The organism is Candidatus Eisenbacteria bacterium (genome assembly GCA_016867495.1).
Classification (GTDB): domain Bacteria; phylum Eisenbacteria; class RBG-16-71-46; order CAIMUX01; family VGJL01; genus VGJL01.
This window is the reverse complement of sequence record VGJL01000022.1, coordinates 1-26833: the sequence shown is the minus strand read 5'-3', so window position 1 is coordinate 26833 and position 26833 is coordinate 1. Positions and strand designations below refer to the sequence as shown.

The window sequence follows — 26833 nt, the reverse complement described above, 5'->3', positions numbered from 1 at the left end:
GTTGTGCTCGAGCAGACCCGCGAGGACGCGGTCCCCTTTCCGCAGCGAGCCGAAGAGAACGAGGTTGATCGCTTCCGTGGCGTTCTTGGTCATGATGACGTGGCTGCTGTCCGGGGCGTGGATCAGCCCCGCGAGCGCTTCCCGCGCCCCCGCCACGAGCCGCGCCGCCTCCAGCGAGAGTCGATGCGCGCTGCGCCCGGGGTTGGCGGAGATGTCCTCCAGAGCATGGAGCATCGCCCGTCCGACCTCGGGCGGCCTCTTCCCCGCCGTGGCGGCGTTGTCGAAGTAGATCATCGTGTCGGGACCTTCCCGTATCCGTCCCCCTCCGGACGATGGATTTCGCGCCAGCGAAGGGGCGCCTCGCAGAGATGCGAGAGGACGAGATCGAGGTCGGCCGGGTGGAAGGCGATCGCCATACCGCAATCGGCGCTCAGAACCCTCGGCACCGGCACGAGATCGATCCACACGCCGCGCTCCTTGAGAACCTTCTCCGCCGCGACGACGTGATGGATCGAGTCGAAGAGAATCACGCAGTCTCTCTCCCCCCGGGGCGCGGCCCGATTCGCCGACTCGCTCAAGGGCGCACGATCCGCTCGGCCGCCATGAGGGTCGCGACGATCTCGCTCATGTTGGTGACCCTTCCGGCCCGGACCTTCTCCTTCAAATGGAAGAAGTCGAGGCATGTCCCGCAGGCCGCGAGATCGACGCCGAGCGCCTTGAGAGCGCGGAGATCGTCGAGCAGATCCGATCCCTCCGCAACGAGTTTGACCCCCGCATTGAGGAGGATGATGACATCGGGTCGCGAGGGCGCGTCTTTCAGGGTCTTGAGGAAGGACCTCATCAGGATCCTGCCTAGGTCATCCGAACCGGATCCTATCCCGTCGCTCGCGAGAAGAACGACACGCGCGCCCTTCGTTCCGCCTTCGTTCGACATATCCCATGACCTCCTTATCTCCGATAGGGGGAGTCTAGAGGCACTTGGCCGAATCTGGGAAGCGGACAGGCGCGCCGCGAGGCCCGCGCGGGCGCGATGTTGACGCTCCATCGGCCATCCCATACGATACGGAATCGTGAACGACTTCGGCGAACCCGCCCGGAGCATCCTGCACGGCAAGTACGAGATCTCCGGGGAGATAGGCCGCGGCGGTATGGGCGTGGTCTACAAGGGGATCCAGCGCTCGCTCGGCCGCACGGTTGCGATCAAGCTCCTTCCCGCCCAGTTGAGCGACAACGAGCAGTACCTCCAGCGGTTCCGAAGAGAGGCCGAAGCGCTCGGCCGGCTCAATCACCCCAACATCGTCACGATCCACGATCTCGAGACGGACGCGGGCGAGAACTACCTGGTCATGGAGTTCGTCGACGGGCGAAGCCTCGGCGCGATTCTCTCCTCCCGCGAACCGTTGCCGACGCGCGTGGCGATCGACATCGCCACACAGGTCGCTCTGGCGCTGGACGCGGCCCATCGGTGCGGGATCGTGCACAGGGACGTGAAGCCCGAGAATATCCTCATCGATCGCGCGAGCGGCCGCGTCAAGGTCACCGATTTCGGCATCGCCGCGATGGCGGGATCGAAGTTCAGGACCGACACCGGGACGATGGTCGGCACGCCGAAGTACATGGCGCCGGAACAGGTGCAGGGCACCCAGGTGACCGGGACGGCGGACATCTACGCCCTGGGCGTCGTGCTGTACGAGATGCTCTCCGGTCGGGTCCCCTTCGTCGGCGACACCCCCATGACCATCGCCTATCAGCACGTCGACGCGACTCCTCCGGCTCTCGCCACGCTGGCGCCCCACGTTCCGGCTTCCCTGGCGAGGATCGTCGAGCGCGCGCTCGAGAAGCAGCCGGAGAGGCGATTCTCGTCGGCGGGAGAGATGGCCGAGGCGCTGCGGGCCATCGACCTCCCCGCCGAAACGACGGCGATCCGCCGTCCGCGCAAGGGTTCGCGCCTCTTCTCTCGCCTCTCCCTCACCTTGGGCGCTTGCGCTGTTGCGGCGGTGGCGACCGTGCTCATCGTCCGCGTCCTCCAGGGGCCAAGGACGGCGGGCCTGGGATCGCCGGATGACGCCGCGCCGCCGGCGCCGGCATCGGAGCCCGGGCCTGGGACGGACAGGGGCGAGCGGATGAGCTCTCTCCCGCCGGGGTCGGACGCGGGGGGAGAGGCCGCCACGCCGGCGCGGCCCCCTGCCGCCCCACCGGAACCGCGGGCAGGGACAGAGGAACCCGCGAGGGCCGAGCGCTCGCGGGGCCCGACGGCGCGAGCGCCCTCGGCGGCCGCGTCACCAGAGGGGGATCGCGCCGATGCTCGACCCTCGCCCTCCACGGGCGAGACGCCGCAGACCGGAGGCGTCGAGACCCGATCGGGCATCGCGATCCCGATCCAGCCATCCGAGTCGAGGCAGGAACGAACGGAACAACCTCGGACTCAGGCCGAACAGGCGGAGGCTCCACCGCCGCAGGTACAGACTCCGCAAGCGCAGCCGCAGACGCCGGTCGAACCGCCGACCGCCTCGCCTCAGGAACAACATCCGAAGCCGGATCCCCTCGCGGCCCGCGCGCAGCTCGATCGCGAGACGAAGCGCGTCTACGACAGAGCGCTCGAGGCGTTCCGGCTCGGTAGCTACGCCTCCGCCATCGCCGGCTTCCGCGAGTACCTGACGCGCAACCCTGAGTCGGCGATCGCCGCGGACGCCCAGCACGCGATCGCCGAGGCCTACTTCCGCCAGAGCGACTACGCGCGAGCGGTCACGGAGTATCAGGTCCTCGTCGACCGATACCCGTCCTCGGAGTGGACCGATGACTCCCGATACGCCATCGGCTACTGCAGCGAGAAGCAGAAGGACCTCTCCTCCGCGGTCCGGGCCTACCGCGAGTTTCTGGCCGCGCACCCGACCTCGCAACTCGTCGCTGAAGCGCACTACAGGATCGGCTTCTGCCTCTATGCCCAGCAGGACTATGCAGGCGCCTTGACCGCGTTCAGGAGCTGCCTCGAAACCTCCCCGCCAGGGAAGTTCGCGGACGAGGCGCAGTACTCGATCGCCGAGTGCCTCTATCGCCAGGGGGACTATGCCGGCGCGATCAGGGAATACGCCCGGATGATCTCCGCCCATCCATCCTCCGAGTGGGCGGACGACGCGCAGTACTCGACCGCCTGGGCCCATGCCAAGAGCGGGGACTTCGCCCGCGCGGCGGAGGAGTGCGCCCGGCTCGAGCAGAGCTACCCCGAGAGCGCGCGGATCCCCGGAGCGCTTCTCCTTCGCGCCAACAGCCTGATGCAGCTCGGTGACAGGAAGACCGCCCGGACGACTGCGGAGGATCTGCTCCGGAGGTTCCCGGGAGCGAAAGAGGCCGCGGATGCCAGGGATCTTCTCGCAAGGCTCAAGTGAGGGACGACCATGCCGAGCATGAGCGCGGAGCGCGCCCTTGTTTTCGCCTGCCGCGGCGCCCGGAATCTCATCCAGGGCAGACCCCTGGCGATCTCGCTCGAGGTCATCCACTCCTGCAACTGCAACTGTGCCCACTGCGACAAGGGAGGTCCGATCCCCGGCGAGAAGCTCGCCCCTCCAGAACGCTTCGGCGAACTCGTCCGAGAACTCCAGCCTCTCGTGGCCCAGATCTCGGGCGGGGAGCCGCTCCTCCGCGATGATGTCTTCGAGATAGCAAGACGGATCAAGCCTGACGGCGGACTCCCCCACGTGGTCTTCGTCTCCAACGCGGAGCTCCTGACGGAAGCGAAGTACCTCGAGCTGAAGAGGCTGGGCGTCGACGAGTTCTCCATCTCCCTCGACTACCCCGACGAGAGACACGACGACAATAGGGGAATCCCCGGACTCTACGCCCACCTCGGGCGCCTGCTCCCGGCGCTTGCGGCGCACCGGAACCACGACATCACCCTGATCAGCGTGATCCGGCGCCAGAACATCGACGATCTCCCCGCCCTGGCCGAGCACGCAGTGAAGTGGGACATCTCCATCAACTTCAGCGCCTACACGCCGCTCCGGACGGGGAATGCCGATCACTCCCCGCGGCCCGAGGACCTCCCGCGGTTGAGACAGCAGATCGAGCACCTGATCGACTTCAAGCGAAGAACGGGAAGGATCTTCACAACCGAGTCGTCCCTCTGGCGGTACTACGACTTCTTCGCGCGGGGGAGTTTCCTGCCCGATTGCCGCGCCGGCTACCGATCGCTGGTCGTCAATCCAGACGGCCGACTCGCCCCGTGCGCGATGCAGGCGGTGTCTTTCGAGACCCGAAGCGAGTTGATCGAGCGATTCTCGAAGGGAAACCAGTGCGGGGGCTGCTCGGTCAGCATGAGGACCAACACGGAGAAGTCGATCGGCACCCTGATCGCCGACGCCGTGGGCGCCCTGGGGCAGATGCGCAGGCGGCGAAACGGTCGCTGACCGTGCCCCGCCGCGCGATGGCCGCCTGATGGAGATCGTCCTCCAGCGCAAGAGTCTCCTGCGCGGGATCCGGCTCTTCCTCGTTCTCACGATCCTCGGGATCGCCGCTGTCTTCTATCTCACGGGAAGCGGCGAGACCCTACGGTGCCTCGCCCGCTTCCATCTGGCCTATCTCGGAGTGGCGGTCGTCCTGATCGCGGTCGACCTCTTCGCCGGGGCGGCTCGCATCCACATCTTCACGCGCCGGCTGCTTCCTCGCGGGTTCTGGGCTTGCTTCAAGGCGAACCTTGCGAACATCTTTCTCGCCGCGGCGACTCCCTTCCAGACCGGAGGCGGGGCGGCGCAGCTCTATGTCCTCAACCGCTACGGGGTGCCCTACGCCGCGGGCGTCTGCGTGAGCGTTCTGAACTTCTGCGCCACCCTCTCCTTCCTCCTGTTGTGCGCCGTCTGGATCCTGAACGTGATCCCATCGCGGCTGCCCGCCGCCGGCCCTCTCCTGACGGTGCTGGACGTCAGCCGCGCGACCTTCTATGTGACCCTCGCGCTCTTCATTCTCCTCCTGGTGAAGCCGATCCTCTTCGGCAGGATGATCGCGCGCCTTCTCGCGCTCGCCGGCAGGATCCTGCCCCGTCACAGCAAACGCCTGGGAAGATGGTCGGCGTCCGTCCTCGACTTCCTGAACCAATACGCGACGCATGTCGGCGTCTACTGGAGGGAAGGACGTCTGACGCTCGTCTGGAACTACCTGCTCACGGTCGTCCTCTACTTCAACAAATGCCTCGTCGCCTATGTGATCGTCAGAGGCTTGGGCATCCATGCCGGCTTCTGGGAGATGGTCATGCTCCAGATGCTGATCATCTTCTTTCTCTACTTCGCCCCCACGCCCGGAGCGAGCTTCATCGCGGAGACGGGCATAGCCGCTGTGATGGCGCTCGTTCTGCCGAAGGCGTCGATCCCCGTCTTCGCGGTCCTCTGGCGATTCGTCACGACCTATTTCGGAGTCCTTCTTGGAGCGCTGGTCCTGCTGGGGCTGGTCGTGGAGAAATCGCCGCGCGAGTCGGCGGCGCCCGCGGGGGTGACGGCGCCTTCGGAGGCGACGGCGCCCGCCGGAACCACCGAGGACTGAGAGCGCCCGATCGACCTCGGGCGCGGTCGACCCTGTTTGGGACCGGCGAGATCGGCGCGGCCCTCGTCCTGTCACCCTCGTCCTGCCGCACCCTCGTCCTGTCGCTTGTTCGATGGGCCTATCGGGTCTATAATCGCTGGCGCCGAGAGGCGGCGATCAGGAAGGAGGCCGCAACCATGAAGACCGTGACCATCACCAAGCTCGGGACATTGTTCTTTGCCTGCGCGCTCGCGCTCGGGATTGCCGGCGACCCGGCAGGAGCGCGGTCGCTCGCCTGGACGTGGACGGAAGGTCCTCAGGGCGCCACGATTCTCAGCATGCTCACGACCCCCAGAGGGACGATTCTGGCGGGCACGGAGAATGGCGGATTGTACAGGTCGACCGACGGCGGGATGTCGTGGGCGTCGGCGGAAGATGGCCTGACGTGGCCGTGCTGCAACTACGCGCTGCAATCGTTCGCGGCCAGCGCCACCTCCGTCTACGCCGGAACCTGGGGAGGGGGCGTCTTCCGCTCGGATGACGACGGCATGACCTGGTACGCCACAGGCGCGTTCCCCAACGAAGGGTATCCCATCATCCTCGCGCTCGTCGCCTGCCGCTACGGAGAGCGCGTCTTCGCGGGCGGCCAGTTCGGCGTGGCCCGGTCGGATGACGGCGGCGCCGCCTGGAGCTATGTCAATGATGGGCTACCGCAGTCATGGGTGCGGCGGCTCGCCCTGCGGGGAACCGTCCTCTACGCCCTCCTCGACGCGGGCCTCTACCGTCTGGATCCGGCCACGGCGGTCTGGAGCCGGTGGGAAGCGGGACTCCCGACGACGGCTGGCATGCGGTCGATCCGGTCTTCCGGGGACGCGCTCTACCTCTCGACCCATGAAGGCGGCGTCTATGTCCTCGACTGCGACGAGGCGGCGTGGGCGCCGTGGAACAGCGGCCTCGGCGACGACAATGTCGAGGTCACGGTCGAGGCCGATCAGGACCTCTACGCCGGCCTCATGGGAGGCGGGGTCTACCGATACGACTGGGCGATGCAGCAATGGGGCTCGGTAAACGATGGTCTCTGGAACAGCGATGTTCGCGCGATGACGTCCCGGGGGACGAGTTCCTTCGCCGGCACGTACGGCGCGGGGGCCTTCTCGTACGATCCCGACGCGGGATCCTGGACCTGGCGCGGCGACGGCCTCGTCTCGCCCCGTGTCCACTGCCTCGCGACCGACGGCGAGAGGGTCTACGCGGGGACCTTTGGGGGCGGCATCCACGTCTCTCCGGATGAAGGCCAGAACTGGAATCTCTCCATCGAAGGCCTCTGGAATCCCTTCGTCTTCACGATCCTCTCGCACGAAGGGGCGGTCTACGCGGGGACATGGGCAGGCGTCTCGAAGTCGACGAATCAGGGGGTCTCGTGGACGCAGACCAGCTTCGTGTGGAACGGGGTCAACGTCCTCTGGAGCGTTCCTCCCCTGCTCTATGCGGGCACGTGGGGCGGCGAGGTCTGGGCATCGGACGACGGCGGCGAGAGCTGGGCGCAAGTCGGCGACGGGATGCCGGGGTTCATCCGGGGCCTGGCGCGCATTGGCACGTCCCTCTATGCCGGCGTGCAGGACCACGGCGTGTATGCGCTTCCCGACGGCGCCACCGAGTGGGTCGCCATGAACGCCGGCTTGCCGGAGCTCCGTGACTGGTCGCTCGTCGCGCACGGCGGGACCCTCTTCGTCGGGCTCGAGTCCCACGGCGTGTATCGATGGAATTCCGTCGCAGGGGCGTGGGAGGCCACGGGGCTCGGCGACAAGATCGTCTTCGCCATGGCCAGCGACGGCAACAAGCTCCTCGCCGGAACGAGGGGCGAGCTGTTCCTCTCGACCAACGCGGGACAGACCTGGTCTCTCGAGACCGATGGGCTCAAACCCTGGCTCATCGTGAGGGCGTTCGCCGTGGGCGACGACGAGTACTTCGCGGGATTGGACGAGGGGGGCGTCTATCGAGCCGTGCGCGAGACGGGGGCGGTCGAGCAGCCGCCGGATGCGGTCGAGACGCCCGATTTCGCCGTGGAGCCGAACCCGTCCCATGGCGGAGCGAGGATCACCTTCCGCCTCGACCGCGAGGAGTCGGTGGATCTCGCCGTCTACGATGTCGCGGGAAGACGTGTCGCGAGTCTCGCATCGGGAAGGCTGCCCGCGGGCCCCCACGAGGTGCTGTGGGACGGTTCCGGCATAGGGATCCCGCGCGTCGCCGCCGGGGTCTACTTCATCAAGCTCCGCGCGGGGGAAGACGAGCGCACCGCGAAGCAGCTGCGGATCGACTAGCAAGGTCTGGCCGCATCTCGAAGGCGCGTTGACCCGGCCGGAGCGGGGCGCAGGGCGACGCTGAGGCGGGCCTAGGGGAGCCGAGCCTGCTTCCGCGACCGCTCGGCGCCCAAGCGCATCGCGAGATAGAGTGTCAGGATCCCGGCCAGCAGGATCCCCGCCGTCCACAGCTCCGCCCGCTTCGCATGGGCGAGGAGCGCCCCGCACACCGCGATCCCCCCGGCGGGCACGAGCGGCGAGACCTCGAATCCCCTCGGCTCCCCCGCTCGCCTCTGGAGGACCAGAAGGGACGCGTTGACGAGGACGAAGACGCCCAGCAGAAGAACCGCGGTGGCGCGGGCCAGGTTCGCGAGGCTCGATGGAAGTGCGAGGCAGAGGGCGATCGCCATCATGACGAGGATCGCGCGGTGCGGCGTCCGGCGCCCGGCATGGACCGCTCCGACGAATCGCGGGACGAGCCGCTCATTGGCCATCCCGTAGAGGAGGCGCGATCCCATGATGTAGTTCAGGAGAGCCGTATTCGTGATCGCGAAGAGGCTGATGAGGGAGAAGAGTCGCGGCGGGAAACCGCTCCATGCCCTTCGCACGACATCCACCAAGGGCTGCTGGGACGCGGCGAGCTCCCCGTGCGGAAGGACCGAGACGGCGGAAACCGCCACGGCCACATAGAGCAGCGTCACCAGGACCAACGACAGGATGAGCGCGATCGGAAAGATGCGTCTCGGATCGCGGACTTCCTCGATCACGTTGATCATGTCCTCGAATCCCACGAACGAGAAGAAGGTGAGCACCCCGCCTGAGAGAACGAGCGAGAGCCCGAGCTGCTGTCCCGTGGGCGGCTCGACGTAGCTCGTCGAACCCCAGAAGCGGGCGCCCACGGCGATCACGATCAGAAGCCCCGCCGCCTCGACGACCGTGCAGAGGACGTTCAGGCCGATCGACTCCCGGATGCCCCAGAAGTTGACCAGGGCGAGAACCGCGATGAAGCCCACGATGATCGTCGCGTGCGGCACTCCCGGGACGAGTCCCGAGAAGTAGCCCGCGAACGCCCGCGACTGCGTCGCCATCGATGTGAGTCCGGACGCCAGCACCGCGAGGCCCACGACGTAGGAGAGAAGCGGCGCGCGGAAGGCCTTGTGGGTCGCATAGGCCGCACCCGCGGCTCTGGGGTAGCGGGACCCGAGAGAGGCGTACGACAGTCCTGTCAGCAGGGCCGCAACCATGCTGGCGATGAAGGCGAGCCAGACGGCGCTCCCCATCGCCCCGGCCGCCTTGCCGATCAACGCGTAGATCCCGGAGCCGAGCATGTCCCCGACTCCGTAGGCGACGAGCCCGCCCAGACCGATCGCCCGGATCAGCCCGCCGGGCTGCGTCGCTCCCGATCGCTCCGGGTGGCTAGCCGGCAAGGGCGAACCGCCTCCAGAGATCGGTCTCGACGGCCGCAGGGCCCGTGGGGACGGGCCCGATCCCCGCCCGGAGGGATCGGGCGCGCTTCGTGAGACTTCTCATCGCACTCTCCTCGCCCGCATGCCGGCGGCCGCGCGCCAGCGGCCGGCGTCGCTCGCCGCATGCTCCTCGAGCATCGGGCCGCGACGAGTCTACCACGGTCCCGCCACTTGCGGAGGCCTTAGGCTCCGGCCCGGCCGTGACCCCGCCGCGGCATGACCCCGCCGCGGCCTTGTCAGGCCCGGCCGGCCCGCCTACAATTGGCTCACCCGTCGCGCACCCTGGATGCGAAAGGGGAGCGAACCAATCCGGGAGAGGAGGCAGGCGTGGCGCTGAGGATGCTCGCGACCCTCGCTGGGAAGCCGGATGCAGCGCTTGCAACCCTCCTCCTCGTCGCGGCAACCGGTTTCGTCTCGACTTGCGAGGCGGACTGCGCCGCGGTCGATCCGCTCCGCCTCCTTCCCGAGGGGGAGAGTTGCCCCGGATGGAGCCTCGATGGAGATCCGGCGACGGCCCGCACGCTCGAAGAGCTTCAGCTCGTGATCGACGGGGGCGCGCCGCTCTTCTTCCAGCACGGTTTCGTGTCGGGCGCGTTCCAGGACTACGCGGGAACGGTCGCGGGAAGTCCGGCGCGCATGCAGCTCAGCATCTACAACCAGGGATCGCCGCAGAACGCGGAGGCTCTGTTCCACGACGAGAACAGCGGCTCGGGCGATCCTCTGCCGGATTGGTCCGGATCGGGGGCGGCGCGGTACCGGATCGCCTTTGGCTTGGTCAGCCTGCAGTTCTGGGAGAGGTGCTGCTTCGCCATCGTTCTGGTTCACTCGGGGGGAGAGGACGCGCTCCCCCATGCCCGCTGCGCGGCCGAGGAGGTCGTGCGGCTCTTGGACCAGGCCACGCCGACCGACCATCGGAGCTGGGGAGAGGTGAAGGCGGTTTTCAGATAGACCCGCCCCGCCGTTCTCCCCGGAGAGCCGGCGGCAAAATAGAGGAGACATCCCCGGAAGGGAGAGGCGAGATGACGGAACGCGAGTTCGGCGACGGCGGACCCGACGAGAGGCTCCACAGAATCCAGAGGAGCCGTCGCGAGTTCCTCAAGCTCACGGTTGCCGCCGCCTCATCGGCGGGGTCGCTGTCGTTTCCCCTCTTCGGCGAAGCCGAGGCCGCTCGCGCTGCCCCGGAGGATCGCGGCAACGCGATGCCCGGGCGGATCGTCATCTTCCGCGACCCGGCCATGAACGGCCATCAGGCCGTCATCGCCCGCGACAGGGTCGAGGAGGTGGTCCACCGCGGCGTGCAGATGCTGACGGGAATCGGCGACACGGCCGCCGCCTTCGAGTCGCTCTTCCCCGGGCTACACAGCGGATCCCGCTTCGCCGTCAAAGTGAACTGCCTGGCGCCCAACGACACCCGCTGGGAAGTGGTGCGGGGGGTCGTCTCCGGACTCTCCCGGATGCTCGGGGGCAGCTACGATGTGAGTCGGGTCACGATCTACGATGTCCAGACGAACCTGGTCGAGCACGACTACGATGAGGAGGAGTTCACCTTCGGCGGCCGGTATCCGTACATCACGAGCACGAACAACTGCAGCTCCACCTACTATGTCTACGACGATCACAGGCTGTCGAACTTCATCCTGCAGGCCGACTATGTGATCAACATCCCTGTGCTCAAGGCCCATGCCGGCTATCCAAACCACGAGATCACGACCGCCTTCAAGAACCACTACGGATCGCTCTGCCCCCAGGACCTCTGCAACGACATCACGGGAATGTTCACAGTGAACACAAACGCCAACATCAAGAACAAGACATGCCTGGTGGTGACAAGCGCCCTCCGCGGGACCTACCAGGGCGGGCCCTGGGAACCGCCGCTGCTGTGGAACACATTCCCCGAGCGGAGTCCCAACACGATCCTCTTCACCACGGACCCGGCGACCGAGGCGTACTGGTGCCGCGACTTCATCAACACCGAGCGGGCTGCCCGCGGCTTGTCCGCTTACGCCTGCCCCTGGGTGGAGCAAGCCTCACAAGCTCCCTATTCCCTCGGGATCAGCAATCCCGCGCAGATGCTCGTCATCCGCGGCGGACCCACCGGCGTTGACGAAGGCGCGGGCGCCCCCACGGCCGCCGTCTCGCTTGCGCCGTGCGTTCCGAATCCTTTCGATGCGCAGACGACGATCAGGATGTGGTTTCCCCGGCCCGCCCGCGGGGAGGTCGCCATCACGGATGTCGCCGGCCGGCTGATCAGGGGCCTCCGCGAGGCCGGATTCCCGGCGGGACACTGCCGCATTCCCTGGGACGGTTGCGATGGCGCGGGACGGCCCGTGCCGGCGGGAGTCTACTTCGTGAGGCTCTTCGCCGAAGGCGTTGAGCGATCGACCTCGGTGATCCGGGCTCGATAGAGAAGCAACGCCCGGGCGATCCGCTCCCGCGTTCCGGGCCGTCTCCGACCCCCCGACGCGCGGTTCACGCCGTTCTCCATCACCTGATCCGCACGATACGAGCCGTCCGGGTCCCCTCCGGAGTCCAGACGCGGACCCAGTAGCTTCCCGAAGGAACGCGGCGGCCCGCATCGTCGAGGGCGTCCCACTCGACGACGTTCCAGCCGGGATCGCTCGGGGCGCCCCACAGCCTCCTGACCTCTCTGCCCTGCGCATCATAGATCGACACGCGACTCGCCAGCGCGCGCGGCAGGAAGTACAGGATGCGCGTTCCGTCCCGCGACGGATTCGGCTCTGGGTGGATCGACCTCAGATCCTCCTCCGGAAGCGAAGCCGTCACCTCGAATGCCGCCAGAGGGCTATAGAGCCCTCGCGCTTCCCCGTCGGCGGCATAGGCGCGCCACCAGTAGGCCCCCGGCTCCAGGGGAATCGGACTCGTCCAGGAGGTCAGTCCCTCGGATCCTCCGGGGATATCATCCGCGCTCACGACGAGCCGCGTCTGCAGGGAGTCGCTGAAGATTCTGAACCCATATCGGAGAAGGTCCCCATCCGGATCCGGCGCGTTGCGGATCGTGAGGGTCGGGCGCGGCGGCGCGCCCGCTTCGCCATCCGGCGCCACGGCCTCCGGCGGCCACGGAGGCCGGCTCTCCGTTCCGGGGAGAAGCAGGAAGAAGTCATCGATCCCGGCCTCGATGATGTCCCCCTCCCCCGGTCCGTCGGAGGCGGCGACCCGGAAGCGGACGCGATCGGTCAGGTCGATCACTTCTGCGAGCTCCGCCGTCAGGTTCCGCCACTGGGGCGCCTGATGAACATCCCCAATCTCGAGCAACGGGATCCACAAGAGCCCTCCGTCGGACGAGACCTCGATCCGGAACCAGTCACCGCCCGGATCGTCGCCGCCATCCCTCTGCCCGAAGAAGTATTCGAGCGAGAGGCGCGCGCCCGGCGCGGCCGACAGATCGAAGTCGGGCGACCGGGTGGCGGCGATCCCGTCATCGACGTCCCCGTCCGATTCCGATTGGTTCTGCCCGGTCACGAGCGCGCGACTCCCCGGATCGGGCGTCGTATCGCCGCCCGGCTGAAAGGCCGTCGGGTTGGGATCGATGCGCTGGAACGCGCCGGCCGCGGCCGTATGGATCGGATCGACGACCCACCCGCCGCGGTCCTCCTCGAAGTCGGACGCGTAGATGGCCTGGACGGCCCCCACACGGAAGGCGAACGGCGTCGCGTCCGCGAAACCCCCATCCATGTCGACCGCCACGGTGAAGCTCACCATCCGACCCTCGGGACATGCGCGATCGATCGCGCAACGAAACGGCTCGGAGGCGTTCGTCCAGCTCCCTCCCGGAGGAAGATCGGCGGCCGAGGCGGAGGCGCGGAGAAGCTGGACATACGGATCATCGCACAGCAGCCGCATCCGCACGTCCGCCGAATCGCCCAGGAACCCCTCGCTCACGACCCGGGCGACCAGCTCGATCGTCTGTCCGGGATGGATCCTCCGCTCCTCCTCGCCGGCGCGGACCGCGAGGCTCTCGACTCTGGCGGTCGAGCCGGCGACCAGGGCGAGGTGGAGCATCGAATGGAGATTCTCCCGCAACAGCCCCTCGCGCTCGCTCGGGTCGGGCCAGAATCCGGTGCCGCCGATCTCCGTGAGGAAGCTCAGGATCTTCGGCTTCGTCGTCTGCTCCCCGTAGGCGAAGTCCGATGTGCAGCCGGCTACGCCGAGCCGCCCGATTGCATAACGGTTCTCCGATGTCCTTGCCGCGGCGATCGACTGGAAGAGGGCCTCGTCCGGCGTCGCGGTCCCCGTGTGCCCCCACGGGTAGAGGATCGCGCCCATGAAGGAGTGGATCGTGTCGTGGGTCACGAAGCGGCGTCCGTTGATGAAACGGATCATCGCCTGCGTCTCGGGCTCGCTCGCGGCGCTCGGGCCGCGATAGGTCTCATCGCAGCCGTTCCCCGAGGATCCCCTGCCCCCCCACCCGATCGGGTAGTTGCGGTTCAGATCGACGCCGTCGCACACGGTTCCCGGGCGCCGGTTCTTGCGCCACATCCCCCCGCCGTTCGGGGCGATCGCCTCGTTGTAGACGAATCCGTCCGGATTGACGATCGGGACGAAGTAGATCTGCCGCTGATTCACGAGATCGGTCGCCAGTCGGTCGGATCCGTAGTTCTCGCACAGGTGCCGGATCAGGAAGAGACAGAGTTCGACTGTCATGATCTCGCGCCCGTGATGGACGCCGTCGAAGAGAACCTCGGCCTCCGGCTCGTCGACGTCCGGGTTGTCCGACACCTTGATCGCCCAGATCTCGCGCCCCTCGAGCGACCGGCCGATCGAGAAAGGGGCGGTCGTGATATCGGGGTGCGCGTCGTGCAGCGCCTGGAGCTCGCCGAGCGTCTCGACATAGGTGTGCCAGACTCCGTAGTCGGCGAGCTTGCCTTGTCGCGAGGAGTAGAACGCCTCCAGGTCAGGGCGGACGATCTCGATCGTGTGCCCCTGGCGGGCGAGATCGTCGGTGATCTCAGGCCTGGAGACGAAGCGCGCCTCGGCTTCTCCGATCCCGACCAGCTCGAGGTCGGGGTTCCTGTCGGCCTGCTCTCGCAGGAAATCGGCAACCGTCAGGCCGGGAGGGAATCGAACCAGGATCTCTTGATGGGGATTACTGAAGGAGGCCCCGTCGCCCGCGATGCCGCCCGGGAGCAAAGCGATGAGGAGGAAGAGCCGCCAGCGAAACATCCTTCCCTCCGTCCACCCCTGCCGGGACTCGGCCGCGCTACTTGCTGTCGTCGTCCTGGAGCCTGACGACGGCCCGACCCGGATACCCGATCTTCACGGGTCCCGATTCCGCGGAGAGGGAAACGATGAAGGTCTCGTCCCCCTCCACGACCCCGTCTCCGATGACGTCGATCGAGACCGTCTGGGCGGTGTCGCCCGCCGCGAAGGCGACGCTTCTGTCGATGCCCGTGTAGTCCTCTCCCGCCGTCGCCGAGCTGTCGCTCGTGGCGCATCGGACAGAGACGGCGGCTGCGACGGCAGCGTCGCAGCGAAGGTGGACGCTGACGCTGCGCAGCCCCTCCGAGCCATCGAATGCGGCAGCGGTGAATCGAACCGTCGACTGAGGGATCGGCTGGTTGGGCGTCTCCTTGTCTTCGTCGCACGCGACGATCGCCAGCAGAGACGCCAGCGTCAGGAAGCCGATGAGGACGCGATGGCTGGCCATCCTGCACCTCCCCGACGTCCTCGAGAGACCCTCCCCGGAGATTCGATCTCCCGATGGACCGTCTACAAGCACGAAGGTATCACCGGCGCATGGGAGGATCTAGAGCGGCTTCGTCCCATCGACGACGCTCGCCTGTCGCTTCCGCTCGTCTCCCGGATCCAGCCAAACCCATCTGGATACCCAGGCGATCGCCGGATAAGATCCACTCCGATGAGATCCACGGGGAGGCCTCCTTCCTCTGCCACGCCAGGAGTCGGACGGGCGCGCCGCGCCCGCGCGTTCGCGATGCCGCTCGTCATCGCCCTTTGGGCGCTTGCGCATGCCGCGTGCGACAACGATGGATCTCCCGAGCAGCCTCCCGCGACTCCCGGATGGCAGGCGCTCGGACCGCCGGGGATGGACGGACCCGTGACTGCCCTTGCCGTCTACAGGGAGCGGCTGATCGCCGCGGGGGAGTTCTCTTACGCGGGCGGGACGGCGGCCGCGGGGGTCGCCGAGTGGGATGGCGGACGATGGAACGCGCTCGGGGAGGGGCTGTCGTGGAGAGGCGGCATACCGCGCGTCTCCGCCATGACTGTCTATGAGAACGCCCTCATCGTCTGCGGGACATTCGACGCGGCGGGCGGCGAACCGATTGAGGACCTGGCGAGGTGGGACGGAACCGACTGGACGGCGCTCGGGAGCGGGACGGACGGGTGGATCTCGGGCCTGACGGTCTATCAGGACGAGCTGATCGCCGGCGGCCGCTTCGATTCCATCGGAGGGATCGGCGCCCCCTCGATCGCCCGGTGGAATGGAGAAGCGTGGCATCCCCTGGAGTCGATTGAAGAGGAGGGCGGCTACTCCATCGCCGCGCTGGGCGTCCACGGCGGCGACCTGATCGCATCGACCGCGACGGGGTCGATGGAGTGGTTCGGCCCGAGGGGAATCTACCGCTGGGATGGGTTGAGCTGGAGTCGGCTGGGCGGCGCGCTTGAAGACTCCTCGTCGTTCTGGTGGATCGGATCTCTCACGAGCTTCGAAGACCGCTTGGTCGCGGGCGGCCTCTTCGACGACCTCGAGGGCCGGCGGGCTTCGTGCCTCGCTGCGTGGGACGGCTCGAGCTGGGGTCCCATCGGCGCCGGCGTCTCCTCCTTGAACTCCCAACACGGTCCGAGCGTCAGCGCCCTCGCGTCGCGCCCGGGCGCGCTCATCGTGGGCGGGACGTTCGATCACGCCGGCTCGGTGCCAGCCGCCGGCCTGGCTCGATGGGACGGCGCCGCATGGAGCGGCTTCGGCGAGATCCTCACTCCCCCCCTGGGGAGGGAATACGCATCGGTCCTCGCGGTTCTCTGTCTCGACGACCGGCTCTACGTCGGAGGCTCCTTCCGCCTCTTCGCAGATCCTCCATGCGCGCACATAGCCTGCTGGCGCGACTGATCCCTGTCGCCTGCTGGGCGGCGCTGCTCCTGCGCGCGGCGACCGGCTGCGAGCCCTCTCCTCCGCGCGCGCCGGAGGAGACCGCCCCTCCCCCGGCCGCGATCGCTCCCGCCGAGCGGACCATGAGCTACAGCAGGGTCCATGTCGCCGGCCCCGCCACCCTCCGCTCGATGCGCGACTCGCTCGGGGCCGCCTCCTTTCTCGACCTGCTCCGCCTCAATCGACTCGACCTCGCGCACGTCCGCAAGGGCGACAGCCTGATCGTTCCCTTGGCGCCCTTCGATCATCTGATCCTCTCCCCTTTCCCGCGCGAGGTCGCTGCGATCGACAGCGTAGCGCGTTGCCTGTTCGTCTCGTTGCGCGTGCAGGCCTTCGCGGCTTACGAGGGAGGACACCTCGTCCGCTGGGGGCCGACGAGCACGGGGAGAAGGGAATCGCCGACACCGGCCGGTCTCTACCATGCCAACTGGAAGGACAAGGAGCGCGCCAGCACCGTCAACGAGGAGTGGCTTCTCACCTGGTACGTGAACCTCGACAACCTCACGGGAGTCTCGTTCCACCAGTACGACCTTCCGGGACGTCCGGCGAGCCACTCCTGCGTGCGCCTGCTTGAGGAAGACGCGAGGTGGATCTACCAGTGGGTCGAGCAGTGGGAGCTTTCGGAGGATGGACTCGCGATTCTGCGGCATGGAACGCCCGTCGTGATCTTCGGGGATTACGCATTCGGCGCGCGCGCGCCCTGGAGACGCCTGCCTGAAGACGCCGGCGCGACGACGATCGTCCCGGAGGAGCTGCGATGGATCGCGCGCGGTCTCTCGCTGCGGCAGGACTTGAGACCGCCGCAGCCGCCGGAGTCAGCGTCGGAGCCGGCGCCGCAGTCCGCGGACTCTCACGCCGCCGGAAGCCCCTCCTCGAGGAGCGCGGCGGCAGCGGAGGCGGCGAGCGCTCCGGCGCGCTGAGGAGCCTGTCCGCGCTCCCGATGCCAGCCGTAGGCCGCGAGGAATGTATCGCCGAGGCCGACCGGACGCCCTCCGCCCGTGCGCGCCGGAGTCGGCGCGATCAGATGAGACGCGCTCTCCCCGCGCACGCGAATCCGCGCTCCCTTGCTCCCCGCCGTGGCGACCGCCTCGCGCGCGGAGTCGCGGACGAGGGCCAGGAGCGCCGCCTCAAGATCCGACACGCCAGAGAACAGGGCGACTTCCGCCTCGTCCCCCGCGACGATCCTGAGCGGCTGCAGAGAAGGGCGGGACATCGCCGGCTTCATGCGCACCGTGCCGTCCGGAGCGACATCCCTGACCAGGCCCTGGATGCCGAGATCGATCGGGCGTCCGCCCGCGGCGAGCCGATCGGAGATCTCCCTCGAGAGATCGCGCGGCAGGAGCGGCCCGAGCAGGATGTAGGCGGACTCGCCGAGCCCCGAGAGCCGGTCGGGGTCCAAGGGATCCGACGCGGCGATCGCCAGTAGCAGCCTTTCATCGGGAGCCCCCGGGTCGATCTCGATCCGGAAACGGGTGGTCTCGCGCGTAGGATGGACGATCGCCTCGACCGAGGGGGGAAGAGCCGAGAGGAGGCCGACATCCGCTCGGGCGAGAGGGGTGTGGAGGATGACGCGCGCGCCCAGCCGCGCAAGGGCCCAGGCGGCGTAGAGCCCGACTCCTCCCGGCGCGACGCGCCTTACGCCGACAGAGCCTTGCCCGCCGCGGGTCACGATCTCATCGACGCACAGCGGGGCGAGGAGAACCACGGCGTCGCCGCCGGAACGCTCGGGACCCGTCATTCCTCTCGCTTCGGGCTCGACCCTTCGATCTTCACGACGCGGGCCGTGCTTCGCATCCCATCATCCGAGATGAGCTCGACGAAGTAGGCCCCGGAGGCAACGGATCTTCCTTCCGCGTCGGCTCCCTCCCACCGAAACGTGTGGGGACCGGGTCCCTGGGGGATCCCATCGAGGCGAGCGACGAGCCGCCCCTGGAGATCGTAGACATGGAGGCGGGCGGCCGCTTCCGACGCGAGCGTGTAGCCGATCGAGAGATCGCGCCCGAACGGGACAGGCCAGAGGAGAGTCAGGCCGGGACCGCCGTCTCCGTCTGGCGGCTCCGGCCCTGGCTCGACGAAGGCGGCAAGCACCCTGAAGTCGTCGATGGCCGCCTCGACCAGGGACGGCAGCCCTACGTCCTGCGCGATGAACCGGAACCTCATGCTGTCCGATGGAGCGAGCAGCGCCTCCACCTGCTCGTGGCGCGCGATGCGCCACCGGCGCCCGCCCCGAGTCACACGGTCGAGCGCGACCCAGCTCCTGCCATCGTCGTTCGATGCCAGGACCTCGAGGGTGTCGTCGTCGGTGGTCTCGTCCACGAACCAGCGCGCATACTCGACCTGCACGCGAACGGCATGCTCGAGGTCGATCCTCGGAGAGGTCAGGGTCGTGCGGCCGCCATCGACATCCGCCTCTCCGATCTCCCCGCCCGGGGTTCCGTTGGCGGTCAGGTAGCAGAATCCGCTCGAGTCGCCGCGCGCGTCCGCGGCCGGCTGGGCTCCGGTCCCGACCGGGACCGCGCGCTCCCAGCGCCCCCGTTCGGCCGTGTCGTCCTCCTCGCCGGCGCTCCAGCCCCGATCGATCTCGAATCCGTCCTCGAAAGCCGCCGTCAGGCCGATCACGAAGCGGTGCGTCAGCGCGGGCCACTGGGGAGGATCCCAGGCCGTCCTTCCCTCGATGTCGCGTGCCCGGATCGCGTAATCCACGAGGGAGCCCGTCGAGCAAGCGGGGATCCGCGCGACATAGACGCCGGAGGAATCGCCCGGCGAGAGATCGAGCCATCCCCGCTCCCCCCCATCGACTCGGAACCAGACGCGAAGGCTGTCTTCGAGAAGCGGCGCGACGCTCCGGATCGATGCGATCACGGGATAGCCGCCGGCGCTGTAGGCCGGATCGACGATCGGGTCGTGCTCGATCCGCACGCGGAGCGGCCGCGCGAGGGAGGCGAGGCTCGCGATGGCCGTCTGCACGTTGCGCCTCATGAACGGGAAGTCGTTCATCGAGGTCCCGATCACATCGCTCGCGGTGTGGATGTAGGGGCTGTAGGAACCCGCGTCCTCGAAAAAGAAGACGGCCGGATAGCCGTTCATCCAGAACGGGTAGTGGTCGGAATTCCCTCCGGAGAGGGCGCCATCCACCACGGGATGGTCGGGAAGATAGAGAGCCGTCGTCGCCACGATGAAGTCGCGTAGGGCCTGCGATTGCGCGTTGGAGATGAGATCCAGATCGGCGCTGTGGCCGGTGGCCACGTACCCGAGCATGTCGAGGTTGATCATCCCCCTGATGTCGAGCCCGCGCTGCCTGGCATCCTCCGCCCACGCGTTGCTTCCCACCAGGCCCTGCTCCTCTCCGGAGAAGGCGATGTAGACGATCGTGGCGTCGAACTCGTGGGGCGCGAGGATCCGGGCCGCCTCCAGGACCCCCGTCGTTCCGGAGGCATTGTCGTCCGCGCCCGGGGCGCTGCCGTCCCGAGAATAGGAATCGTAGTGGCCTCCGATCACGTAGATCTCCTCGGGATTTCGCTTGCCCGGCTGGACCGCGACGACATTGTCGCTCCAGTGGTTGTAGTCGAAGAAGGAGACATCGACGAGGCCGTAGGAGAGGAACTCCGCGCGGATCCACTCCCCCGTCTGGAAGGCGCCGGGGCCGGGACTGATCCTCGGGGCGAGATTCTGCATCTGAAGCACCGTCTCGAAGAGCCGCGCCTCACCGACCTGCTCGATGAGCGAGAGAAGGAGCGGATCGATCTCGGCGGGCGCCTTGGCGATGGTCGAGCGGGCAAAGGCGGCGGGATGCATCGGCCGCTCCGGAACGCGCGTGATCGAGTAGGAGCGCCAGAGCCGTTCGTCCACGGCGGGATCGTACTCGAGCACCGCCGTGCTTCGACCCCGGTGGAGCACGGAACCGAGACCGGCCAACGCTTCCCCCGGATCCGACGGCGTCCGGCCGCGGATGAAGACCACAGCGTAGGCGCGATCGCTCCTCCTCGGACCGAGAATCTCGAACGCGACGCCGAGGTCCTTCAGGGATGCCGCGGGCTCAGGAGGACCCCACGCGAGAGAGTAGCCGTCGATCGCGCAGACCGGCGGCGCTCCCCGCGCGGCCGCCGCCTCGAGCAGATCAAGGTCCTCGGTGCCGAGGAAATAGAGGACGCTTGCCGCCCGCGAGGGATCATTCTCCTGCGCGGACGCCGCGGATGCGAGGCATGCGATCGCCAGGAGGACGGAGACCGCCCTCCATCCGGCCCTCGCTCCAGGAACGCGGCGGCGCCGCATCCGATCGCTTTCTTTCAGCCAGCGAGAAGGTGGCTCTGGATCAGAGCCGCGATCTTGTCCTTCGACTGGACTCCCGAGAAGCGATGGACCTCCTTGCCGCCCTTGAAGAAGATGATCGTGGGGACGGACAGGATGCCGAAGCGCTGCGCCAGGCTCGGGGCCTCATCGATGTCCAGCTTGCTCACGACGACGCGGTCGCCGTACTCGCCGGCCAGGGCGGCCATGGTCGGATCCATGGCCTTGCACGGCCCGCACCAGGTCGCGCCGAAGTCGAGGACGGCGGGCTTCGCGCTCTTCTCGATCAGTTCCTCGTAGTTCGCGTCGGTGACGCGTATCGGGTCGCTCATCTCATCTCTCCTTGCTCAGTGAACCCGTCCTCGATCTACTCCCCGAACTGCACTCCCTGCGCGAGAGGCAGCTCGTCGCTCCAGTTGATCGTGCAAGTCTGACGGCGCATGTAGGCCTTCCACGAGTCGCTTCCGGCCTCGCGCCCGCCGCCAGTCTCCTTCTCTCCGCCGAAGGCGCCGCCGATTTCCGCGCCGGAAGTGCCGATGTTCACGTTGGCGATGCCGCAATCGCTCCCCTCGTGCGACAGGAACGCCTCGGCCGCCTGCAGGTTCCGGGTGAAGATCGCGCTCGAGAGCCCCTGATCGACGCTGTTGTGCAGCTTGACGGCCTCCTCCAGCGAGTCGACCGTGAACAGGTAGAGGATCGGAGCGAAGGTCTCCTCCTTCACGATCGCCATGCCTGGCCGAGCCTTCACGATCGTCGGCTCGACGTAGTGCCCCGGCCGGTCGAGCTTCTTGCCTCCGTAGAGGATCTCGCCTCCCTGGGCGCGAATCGCGTCGAGGGCCTTCATCATCGTCTCGACCGCGTCGCCGTCGACGAGGGGGCCCATCACGGTCCCGGGATCGAGCGGATCGCCGATCCTGATGGTCTTGTAGGAGTCGACGAGCTTCTTCGTGAAACCTTCGGCGATCCCCTTCTGCAAGAAGATCCTGCGGGTCGTCGTGCAACGCTGCCCCGCCGTCCCCACGGCTCCGAACAGGATCGCGCGGAGGGCCAGCTTCGGGTCTGCGTCGTCCATGACGATGATCGCGTTGTTCCCTCCCAGCTCCAAGATCGTGCGCCCGAGGCGCTTTCCCACCACTTCGCCAATCCTCCGCCCCATCGGGGTCGAGCCGGTGGCGCTGACGAGGGGAACCCGCCGGTCGTTGATCATCTTCTCTCCAACGGTCGAGCCGCGGCCGACAACGAGGCCGAAGACCCCGCGGAGGTTGTGGGCATCCATCACGCGGTTGACGATCTGCTGCGTGGCCACCGCGGTGAGAGGGGTGAGCGAGGAGGGCTTCCAGATCATCGTGTCGCCGCAGACGGCGGCGATCATCGCGTTCCAGCTCCAGACGGCGACCGGGAAGTTGAAGGCAGAGATGATGCCGACAACGCCGAGAGGGTGCCACTGCTCGTACATCCGGTGTCGCGACCGCTCGCTGTGCATCGTGAGGCCATAGAGCTGGCGGGAGAGCCCCACGGCGAAGTCCCCCATGTCGATCATCTCCTGGACCTCGCCCTGGCCCTCCGTGTAGATCTTCCCCATCTCGAGCGTGACGAGACGGCCGAGCGGCTCCTTGTGGCGCCTCAACTCGTCGCAGATGTCCCTTACGACAAGCCCGCGCCTGGGCGCGGGGAGCATGCGCCAGGACCCGAACGCGTCGAGGGCGCTGTCCATGACCCGCTCGTAGTCGGCCTCGCTTCCCTGGAGGACGCGCGCGATCGGCTTGCCGTCGATCGGCGAGACGCTGACGAGTTCCCCGCCGCCCGGCTTCTCGACCCAGCGCCCGTCGCATACGCCGGAGTTCACTTCCTGGATTCCAAGAGACTTGAGCCAATCCTGCACGTTCCACCTCCCCGCCGCGGGCCCATTCCCGCCAGCGCCACAATTTACAAGCATAGCATCCGTGCGCGGCGGATCCAGCCAATCTCCTTCGCGTGATTCTCCCGAGACGCCCGTCAGTTCTTCGAAGGAGGTGGCCCAACGCTCAGAGCAGGTCGGCAAGCTCGAGGTTCAGCTTCCTCGCACTGAGCGCCTCGGTGGCCGGGCATGAAGCAGCCGGCTCGAGCGCCACTGCACAGACGATGCCCTAGGTCGCTGCACGCGGGCAGGCGTCCTCGCGCTCTCATCCGGCTGCGATCCTAGAGGACACTGCCCTGGGGCAGCGCATCGCGAGCTGACCACGCAGACTCAAGCCACTCCGAGTTCGCCCATGTCACCCTGCATGGACGTCTCACGAAACCCGACCACGAGTCCGCCCGCTGGCCTCGCACACGACTTCGTTGCCCGATGCCACTGCAACTGGTAGCGTGGAGCGGTAATTGACGAGGATTCGATTGGGCCGGGGTGAGACGGACGACGAGTTGGCCTTCTTCGCCGCGACAACGTGTCAGGCGCCGTCGCCTCATCACCTGCTTCATCAACTGTGGAGGAGACCTTGAAGTCACTTGAGATCATACTGGCTGCCGTCGCGATTGCCCTCCTGACCACGAGCGCGGGAGGCGCGGTCTATATGCTTGACCCAGACCATTCCACCATCAGCTTGAACGCGACACATCTCGGCATCGGAACCGTACAGGGACACTTCGAGAAGTTCAGCGGAACCCTCGAGTTCGATCCGACGAAGGTGAGCGCGTCCAAGGTCCAGGTGCGGATCGATGCGTCGAGTATCAGCACCAATCACTCGTTCCGGGACCAACACCTCCGTTCCCCCGAATTCCTTGATGTGCAGGAGTATCCAGAGATCTTGTTCGAGAGCACCGAGGTGACTGCCTCGGACCGGAGTGAGTTCCAGATCGCCGGGAACTTGACCCTCCATGGAGTAACCCGCCCGGTCGTCCTTCAGGCCAAGTTCAGGGGAGCGGCAACGGACATGGAGGGGAAGAGCCGGATCGCGTTCGCAGCGAGCACGCGGATCGACCGGAAGGATTTCGGCATGGCATGGAATCGGATCATCGGCGGCAGTCCGTTGGTGGGCCAGATCGTCGAGATCCTGCTGGATGTGGAGGGCGTGGAACAGGGCACGGAGCAGGCGAAGTAGAATCGACAGGCGCACACCGCTCGCTCGAGCCGGCGCGGATCAGCGCACGCGGATGACCAGGCTGCAGCACGTGACCGCACCCTCGACCTTGGCCAGTTCGGAGAGATCCAGCGCCTGAACACGAATGCCTAGCGCCGCCAGCTTCTCTTGGGTGCGCGGATAGCCCTCGGAGTAAAGCAGCGTCTCCCCCAGTAGGAGCGCGTTTGCCCCGTGCGGCTCCGCCGCATCGACTTCGATCAGCGTCAGGTCTGACATCGGCGCGAGATCGATCCAGGCGGGATTGACGAGCAGCGTCCGCGGCGCGACGCGCGTGGCGGCGCTCTTCAGGTGCAGGCAGCCATGCACCGGCACCGGCGCCACGCGGTAGCCATGGGTTGCCGTAAGTTCGCGGAGTTGCGCGATCCCCGCCTCGTTCGTCCGCCGCGAGCGGCCAACGAAGAGGGTCTTGCCGGCGAGCAACACGTCTCCTCCGTCCAGCGTCCCGGGGGACTCGATCCGGAGCACGCGGCGGTGGGCCGCCAGCCCCTCTGCCACCGAATCGACTTCCGCGCGGCGGGATGCCGCCCCCGGCAGGGTGAGCACCGCAAGCTCATCCAGCACGACCGCGACGTCCTCGACAAACACCCCGTCGGGCGAGTCGGGCAGCGGCGGCAGCCGCGCGATCGCCGCCCCCAGCGAGGCGAGCGCCGCTTCGTAGCGGCGATGCTGCTCGCGGGCCCGGGCGAGATCGACCGGCTGGCGCGCCAGGAAGGTCAACTCGCCTTCGGCGATCCGCGGGCTGATCTCGCGCGTGAGGGCGATCCAGCGCGGCCGCGCGCAACCCGGCGTCGCGCCTGCCGGCGCCTCTGCGCACACGGGCCGCACTGCTTCCTTCGCCTCGGCCGCCTTCATCCCGTTTGGCATGGAAACCCTCCGCTTCCTGAGGCTTCGTAGGGAACGAGCATCAGCCTAACCATGTTTCACGCTGGCGGCTAGGGCGCCAACGAGGAGGAGATTCGTAGGAGGCTGTGGGGCCAGACGATTGCCGCTCCCTCGAGCGATGGGGCTGGGCCAGCGCTTCGAACTGCTTGCCTTTCTCGAATCCATCCCACACTCTGACGTCTCGCCCCCCCGTCTGACTCAAAGGAAGGAAGAGCGGAACATGCCCCTCGTTCACAGGATGTTGCGATACTTGCTGCTTCCGCCGCTCCGCACCGCCGTGGTGGATGACTTCCGCGCATGGCGCGGGATCGCCTTGTACATCGCCGCCCTGCACCTAGCTCGGAAGATCGAGCAGACGACCGATCGGCCCCACATCGGGTACATGCTGCCGACTTCGGGTCTATCCCCTGTGACGATTCTCGCCACGTGGATGCTGGGACGAACGATCGTCCCGATCAACTGCCTGCTCAGCCCCGCCGACCGTCGGCACATCATCGAGAACGCGGAACTCGATTCGGTCGTCACGATTACGCCAATGATCGAGCACTTCGGAGACCTGCCGCCCGAGGTGAAGTCGATTCAGCTCGACCGGATGTCGTTCCGCGGAGTTCCGCCTCTCAGGCAACCCCTGCACTCCACCGACGACAGTCTCGCCGCGCTGCTCTACACCTCGGGCACATCGGGCCGGCCCAAGGGCGTGATGCTGACGGCCGGAAACCTGATCGCCAACATCCAGCAGTGCATCGAGTGGGCGCGCCTGCCTCGCCGAACGGTTTTCCTCGGAGTCCTGCCGCAATTCCACTGCTTCGGCCTGACGGTCCTCACGCTCATTCCTCTCTGGCTCGGCGCGAAAGCGGTCTACACCGCCCGCTTCATACCCAAGCGGATTCTCGAACTCATGCTCGCGCATCGCCCTCACATTCTTCTCGCGGTTCCTTCGATGCTGAACGGACTCCTCAACGCAAAGAGCGCGACCCCCGAGCACTTCTCGTCGGTGCGTTTTCTCGTCTCGGGCGGCGAGCCATTGCCGCAGCGCGTGTTCGACGGATTCCGCGAGCGCTTCGGCGTCACCTTGAATGAAGGTTACGGACTCACGGAACTGTCGCCCGTGGCGAACTGGTGCCGTCCGCAGGATCACAAGCGGCATTCGGTCGGCCCCCCGCTTCCGCGCGTCGAGGAGAGGATCGTCTCCCTTACCGGAGAGATACTGGGCGCGAATCAGGAAGGTGAGGTGCGGATCAAGGGACCGAACCTGATGAAGGGCTACTACAAAGCGGGTGCGGAGACCGCGGCGGCTCTCGACGAGGACGGATTCCTCCGTACTGGAGATCTCGGGCACATCGACGAAGACGGTCTCCTCTTCATTACCGGGCGCATCAAGGAGCTCATGGTGATCGGAGGTGAAAACGTCTCGCCGCGAACGATCGAGGAGGTGCTCGACCTCTATCCCGGCGTTCAGAGCTCGGCCGTGATCGGCATCCCCGACCCTGATCGGGGCGAGGTTCCAGTCGCGTTCGTCGAAATGGACGGCGATACCGCTTTCGATGAGGCGCGCATGCGTGCGCATTGCCGGCAATCCCTGGCGCCGTATCAGGTTCCGCGGAAGATCGTACGGCTGGAGAGCATTCCGCGCAGCCCGACCGGAAAGATCCTGCGGCGCGACCTGCGCGGCCTGCTTGACAACTGATGATGTCATTCGTCGTAAAGGCCGCGCCTCTGCTGTGGATCGCGCTCGCCGCAATCTGCTCTGCCGCTCACTCGGTTTCGGAACAGCGCTTCGAACAGTCCTATCGCGAGGACATCCTGCCCTACTTCGAGACGGGCGAATTCGGCTTCTTCCCGGGAGAGGACGGCGCGAGCATCGCCTATGCGGCACTCAAGGCGACGTCGGAGCGGGGCGCGTGCGTGATCTTGCCCGGCAAGTCCGAGTCCATCTTGAAGTACGCGGAGCTGGTCTACGATCTGCGCGCGAGCGGGTACTCCTTCTATCTGATGGATCATCGGGGAATGGGTCTTTCGTCCTCCTTGCTTGGCGGCGAACGCGACAAGTGCCACATCGAGAGATTCGAGGACTATGTTCGCGACCTGGGGACGTTCATCGACCAAGTCGTCAATGCGCAAGCTCATCCCGCGCGGGTTCTTCTCGGCCAC

20 protein-coding genes are annotated in these 26833 nt (G+C 67.2%); 9 read left to right on the top strand and 11 right to left on the bottom strand.

Annotation, left to right across the window (positions count from 1 at the left end):
• From FJY88_04500 to yedF, 3 genes are all read right to left on the bottom strand, one after another.
• Window positions 1–294: aminotransferase class V-fold PLP-dependent enzyme (locus FJY88_04500; protein MBM3286595.1), on the bottom strand; the 294-nt coding region annotated here is incomplete at its 3' end.
• The gene (locus tag FJY88_04495; GenBank protein ID MBM3286594.1) at window positions 291–683 is read right to left on the bottom strand and encodes a DUF3343 domain-containing protein; all 393 of its coding nucleotides are present in this window, start codon (window positions 681–683) and stop codon (window positions 291–293) included. The genes FJY88_04500 and FJY88_04495, both read right to left, overlap by 4 nt.
• Window positions 575–1114, bottom strand: a complete 540-nt coding sequence (gene yedF, locus FJY88_04490) for a sulfurtransferase-like selenium metabolism protein YedF (protein MBM3286593.1) — start codon at window positions 1112–1114, stop codon at window positions 575–577. Before yedF ends, FJY88_04495 begins: the two co-directional genes overlap by 109 nt.
• Between yedF and FJY88_04485 the strand changes: the two genes are divergently transcribed.
• The 4 genes from FJY88_04485 to FJY88_04470 all read left to right on the top strand — a co-directional run bounded on the left by FJY88_04485 (window position 1071) and on the right by FJY88_04470 (window position 7829).
• The gene (locus FJY88_04485; protein MBM3286592.1) at window positions 1071–3386 is read left to right on the top strand and encodes a tetratricopeptide repeat protein; all 2316 of its coding nucleotides are present in this window, start codon (window positions 1071–1073) and stop codon (window positions 3384–3386) included. The genes yedF and FJY88_04485 overlap by 44 nt on opposite strands.
• 9 nt (window positions 3387–3395) lie before the next feature.
• Window positions 3396–4403 carry a radical SAM protein gene (locus FJY88_04480; protein ID MBM3286591.1) on the top strand — a complete coding sequence of 336 codons (1008 nt, stop codon included), beginning with the start codon at window positions 3396–3398 and terminating at the stop codon, window positions 4401–4403.
• Window positions 4404–4431: 28 nt separating this feature from the next.
• Entirely contained in the window at window positions 4432–5529 is a 1098-nt protein-coding gene (locus FJY88_04475; protein ID MBM3286590.1) for a flippase-like domain-containing protein, read from the top strand.
• Between the two features lie 176 nt (window positions 5530–5705).
• Window positions 5706–7829, top strand: coding sequence for a T9SS type A sorting domain-containing protein (locus tag FJY88_04470; protein MBM3286589.1), 2124 nt, complete (start codon window positions 5706–5708; stop codon window positions 7827–7829).
• A gap of 71 nt (window positions 7830–7900) precedes the next feature.
• Here FJY88_04470 and FJY88_04465 read toward each other — a convergent pair whose 3' ends face one another.
• The gene (locus tag FJY88_04465; protein ID MBM3286588.1) at window positions 7901–9136 is read right to left on the bottom strand and encodes an amino acid permease; all 1236 of its coding nucleotides are present in this window, start codon (window positions 9134–9136) and stop codon (window positions 7901–7903) included.
• 623 nt (window positions 9137–9759) lie between these two features.
• Here FJY88_04465 and FJY88_04460 point away from each other — a divergent pair.
• Entirely contained in the window at window positions 9760–11679 is a 1920-nt protein-coding gene (locus FJY88_04460; GenBank protein MBM3286587.1) for a DUF362 domain-containing protein, read from the top strand.
• A gap of 79 nt (window positions 11680–11758) precedes the next feature.
• Here the strand turns inward: FJY88_04460 and FJY88_04455 are convergent, their stop codons facing one another.
• Both FJY88_04455 and FJY88_04450 read right to left on the bottom strand, forming a co-directional pair.
• Window positions 11759–14455 carry a T9SS type A sorting domain-containing protein gene (locus tag FJY88_04455; GenBank protein ID MBM3286586.1) on the bottom strand — a complete coding sequence of 899 codons (2697 nt, stop codon included), beginning with the start codon at window positions 14453–14455 and terminating at the stop codon, window positions 11759–11761.
• A 37-nt stretch (window positions 14456–14492) separates the two neighbouring features.
• Window positions 14493–14939, bottom strand: a complete 447-nt coding sequence (locus tag FJY88_04450; protein ID MBM3286585.1) for a hypothetical protein — start codon at window positions 14937–14939, stop codon at window positions 14493–14495.
• A gap of 1247 nt (window positions 14940–16186) precedes the next feature.
• Here FJY88_04450 and FJY88_04445 point away from each other — a divergent pair.
• Complete coding sequence (locus FJY88_04445; GenBank protein ID MBM3286584.1) at window positions 16187–17317, top strand: L,D-transpeptidase; 1131 nt, start codon at window positions 16187–16189, stop codon at window positions 17315–17317.
• Here the strand turns inward: FJY88_04445 and FJY88_04440 are convergent.
• The 4 genes from FJY88_04440 to FJY88_04425 are packed head-to-tail and all read right to left on the bottom strand — an operon-like array spanning window position 17248 to window position 22620.
• Window positions 17248–18135 carry a hypothetical protein gene (locus FJY88_04440; GenBank protein ID MBM3286583.1) on the bottom strand — a complete coding sequence of 296 codons (888 nt, stop codon included), beginning with the start codon at window positions 18133–18135 and terminating at the stop codon, window positions 17248–17250. The two genes, FJY88_04445 and FJY88_04440, sit on opposite strands and share 70 nt — an antisense overlap.
• Window positions 18132–20669: a M28 family peptidase gene (locus FJY88_04435; GenBank protein MBM3286582.1), complete on the bottom strand. Its 2538-nt coding sequence runs from the start codon at window positions 20667–20669 to the stop codon at window positions 18132–18134. The genes FJY88_04440 and FJY88_04435 overlap by 4 nt, the downstream gene beginning before the upstream one ends.
• A 14-nt stretch (window positions 20670–20683) precedes the next feature.
• On the bottom strand, window positions 20684–21016 hold the full coding sequence (trxA, locus tag FJY88_04430; protein MBM3286581.1) for a thioredoxin: 333 nt from the start codon (window positions 21014–21016) through the stop codon (window positions 20684–20686).
• 35 nt (window positions 21017–21051) lie between these two features.
• A complete protein-coding gene (locus tag FJY88_04425; GenBank protein MBM3286580.1) occupies window positions 21052–22620 on the bottom strand; it encodes an aldehyde dehydrogenase family protein in 1569 nt (522 codons plus the stop codon).
• Between the two features lie 538 nt (window positions 22621–23158).
• Here FJY88_04425 and FJY88_04420 point away from each other — a divergent pair.
• Window positions 23159–23761, top strand: a complete 603-nt coding sequence (locus tag FJY88_04420) for a polyisoprenoid-binding protein (protein MBM3286579.1) — start codon at window positions 23159–23161, stop codon at window positions 23759–23761.
• A 39-nt stretch (window positions 23762–23800) separates the two neighbouring features.
• Here the strand turns inward: FJY88_04420 and FJY88_04415 are convergent, their stop codons facing one another.
• Window positions 23801–24652: a dimethylargininase gene (locus FJY88_04415; GenBank protein MBM3286578.1), complete on the bottom strand. Its 852-nt coding sequence runs from the start codon at window positions 24650–24652 to the stop codon at window positions 23801–23803.
• A 130-nt stretch (window positions 24653–24782) separates the two neighbouring features.
• Here FJY88_04415 and FJY88_04410 point away from each other — a divergent pair, with 130 nt between their 5' ends.
• Window positions 24783–26369 carry a long-chain fatty acid--CoA ligase gene (locus FJY88_04410; GenBank protein MBM3286577.1) on the top strand — a complete coding sequence of 529 codons (1587 nt, stop codon included), beginning with the start codon at window positions 24783–24785 and terminating at the stop codon, window positions 26367–26369.
• The coding region (locus tag FJY88_04405) for a hypothetical protein (GenBank protein ID MBM3286576.1) at window positions 26369–26833 on the top strand (465 nt) is incomplete at its 3' end. The genes FJY88_04410 and FJY88_04405, both read left to right, overlap by 1 nt.

Excerpts from the sequence above, each read along its gene's own strand:
- FJY88_04460 (MBM3286587.1), top strand. The coding sequence starts at position 9,760 with ATGGAGCCTCGATGGAGATCCGGCGACGGCCCGCACGCTCGAAGAGCT.
- FJY88_04495 (MBM3286594.1), bottom strand. The coding sequence starts at position 683 with ATGCCTCGACTTCTTCCATTTGAAGGAGAAGGTCCGGGCCGGAAGGGT.
- FJY88_04470 (MBM3286589.1), top strand. The coding sequence starts at position 5,706 with ATGAAGACCGTGACCATCACCAAGCTCGGGACATTGTTCTTTGCCTGC.
- FJY88_04480 (MBM3286591.1), top strand. The coding sequence starts at position 3,396 with ATGCCGAGCATGAGCGCGGAGCGCGCCCTTGTTTTCGCCTGCCGCGGC.
- FJY88_04450 (MBM3286585.1), bottom strand. The coding sequence starts at position 14,939 with ATGGCCAGCCATCGCGTCCTCATCGGCTTCCTGACGCTGGCGTCTCTG.
- FJY88_04425 (MBM3286580.1), bottom strand. The coding sequence starts at position 22,620 with ATGCTTGTAAATTGTGGCGCTGGCGGGAATGGGCCCGCGGCGGGGAGG.
- FJY88_04445 (MBM3286584.1), top strand. The coding sequence starts at position 16,187 with ATGGGACGGCGCCGCATGGAGCGGCTTCGGCGAGATCCTCACTCCCCC.
- trxA (MBM3286581.1), bottom strand. The coding sequence starts at position 21,016 with ATGAGCGACCCGATACGCGTCACCGACGCGAACTACGAGGAACTGATC.
- FJY88_04465 (MBM3286588.1), bottom strand. The coding sequence starts at position 9,136 with ATGCTCGGCTCCGGGATCTACGCGTTGATCGGCAAGGCGGCCGGGGCG.
- FJY88_04440 (MBM3286583.1), bottom strand. The coding sequence starts at position 18,135 with ATGACGGGTCCCGAGCGTTCCGGCGGCGACGCCGTGGTTCTCCTCGCC.
- FJY88_04435 (MBM3286582.1), bottom strand. The coding sequence starts at position 20,669 with ATGCGGCGCCGCCGCGTTCCTGGAGCGAGGGCCGGATGGAGGGCGGTC.
- FJY88_04415 (MBM3286578.1), bottom strand. The coding sequence starts at position 24,652 with ATGAAGGCGGCCGAGGCGAAGGAAGCAGTGCGGCCCGTGTGCGCAGAG.
- FJY88_04475 (MBM3286590.1), top strand. The coding sequence starts at position 4,432 with ATGGAGATCGTCCTCCAGCGCAAGAGTCTCCTGCGCGGGATCCGGCTC.
- FJY88_04455 (MBM3286586.1), bottom strand. The coding sequence starts at position 14,455 with ATGTTTCGCTGGCGGCTCTTCCTCCTCATCGCTTTGCTCCCGGGCGGC.